1 protein-coding gene is annotated in these 1,604 nt (G+C 73.7%); it reads left to right on the top strand.

Annotated features, from left to right (window positions below; genetic code table 11):
- Positions 1-145 precede the first annotated feature (145 nt).
- The gene (locus tag I5E_RS13750) at positions 146-1,381 is read left to right on the top strand and encodes a PP2C family protein-serine/threonine phosphatase (protein ID WP_022907497.1); all 1,236 of its coding nucleotides are present in this window, start codon (positions 146-148) and stop codon (positions 1,379-1,381) included.
- The last annotated feature ends 223 nt before the right edge of the window (positions 1,382-1,604 follow it).

The following is a 1,604-nucleotide window of genomic DNA, read 5'->3' as shown; positions in this document are numbered from 1 at the left end:
AAGGTCATCGCGATCGGGGCGCTCGTGATGGTGCTCGTCTGGGTCGCCGGACTGCTCGTGCCGCTCGCCGTCCGGATCGGGTGACCGCGGCGCGCCGGAGTGTCGAGACTTGCTNCGCTCAGCTGCACCCGGTTGACTCGACACGATGACCAGCACGGCGGGCCCCACCGCGACCCCCAGGACCTGGACCGTCTCCGCGAGAGAGGACACCGGTCCGATCGTGCTCGTCGGACTCCGCTCGTCGTGGGCACCTCTCGCGAAGCAGACCGTCGTCGCCGCGCTCGTCGTCGTCGCCGCGGTCCTGAGCGTGACCACCCCGTGGCTGACGGTCACCGACGCGCCACGGATGTGGACCGGCGTCGCGCTCGCCGTGGCCGGCCTGCTGCTCGCGGGCGTCATGGCGCGCTGGCCCGGCGTGGCACGGGCGGAACTCGTCGTGCCCGCGATCGACTTCGTGGCGATCGGTCTGCTCCGGTACGGCACGGGCGACTCGCGGTCGGTCTTCCTCGCCGTCGTGGTCCTGCCGGTGATCTGGATGGCGGCGCGCCCGGGACGTCGACACGTGCTCTACCCGCTCCTCGGGACCTGCGCCACACTGCTGCTGCCGTTCCTGCTGGAGATGACCGAGCCGCGCGCGAGCGAACTCGTCCGACTGGCCTTCGCGGTCATCGTCTACGGGGCGACCGCGGCCGTCACCAACGAGCTGTCCCGGCAGGCGGACCGCCGGCTCAGCACCGCGCAGCGTCGGCGACGCGTGGCGGAGGGCGAGATCGACCGGGCCGCGCTCGTGCAGCAGTCGCTCCTGCCCGCGTCCACCGACGGGCTGCCGCCGGAGCTCCGTGCGATCGGGGTGTGCATCCCGGCGAAGACCGTCGGCGGCGACTTCTACGACTGGTTCCCGACCCATGACGGCGCCGCGTTCACGCTCGGTGACGTCATGGGCAAGGGCGTCGGTGCCGGCATGATCGCCGCCGCCGTCCGCTCCCTCGTCCGCAGCACCGTCGACGAGACGGACGCGGCCACCGCGATCCGCCGTGCCGCCGCCGGACTCGCCACCGGCACGTCGGACGTCGAGAGCGCGCAGTTCACGACCTGCTTCCACGTGCGGATCGACCGCGACGGACACGCGCGCTGGGTGGACGCCGGGCACGGGCTGACCCTGCTCCGCCGTGCCGACGGGTCCGTCCGGTCACTCCGCTCCAACCGTCGCGGTCGCACCACACGCCGAGGACGCTGCACCGAGGTCGCACGACGTGCCGCCCGCCGGCGTCCTGGGCAGCAGTTCGAGCGACCGCAGCGACCTGCCGGTGCCGACGCTCAGCCCCGGTGCTGGCGACGCTCGGCGATGATCCCGGCGAGCGCCCCGCGCAGGTGCGGGTAGCGGAACTCGTACCGTCGCGGATGCGGTGGGGCCGGACAGGGGCGGTGCCGCGTCCATATGCTGTGGGCATGAGCGACGTGGTGGCGCAGGCACGGGCAGCGGCAGAGGCGGCGAAGCAGGCGGCCGACGAGGCCCGGCGCCTCGCGGACGAGGCGGTGCAGCGCGCGGAGGAGCTCGCCGCTCGCGTGGCCGAGCAGCAACAGGCGGGCCAGGAGGCGCAGCC

Source organism: Curtobacterium sp. B18 (assembly GCF_000333375.1).
GTDB lineage: Bacteria > Actinomycetota > Actinomycetes > Actinomycetales > Microbacteriaceae > Curtobacterium.
This window is presented reverse-complemented; position numbering and strand designations above follow the sequence as displayed.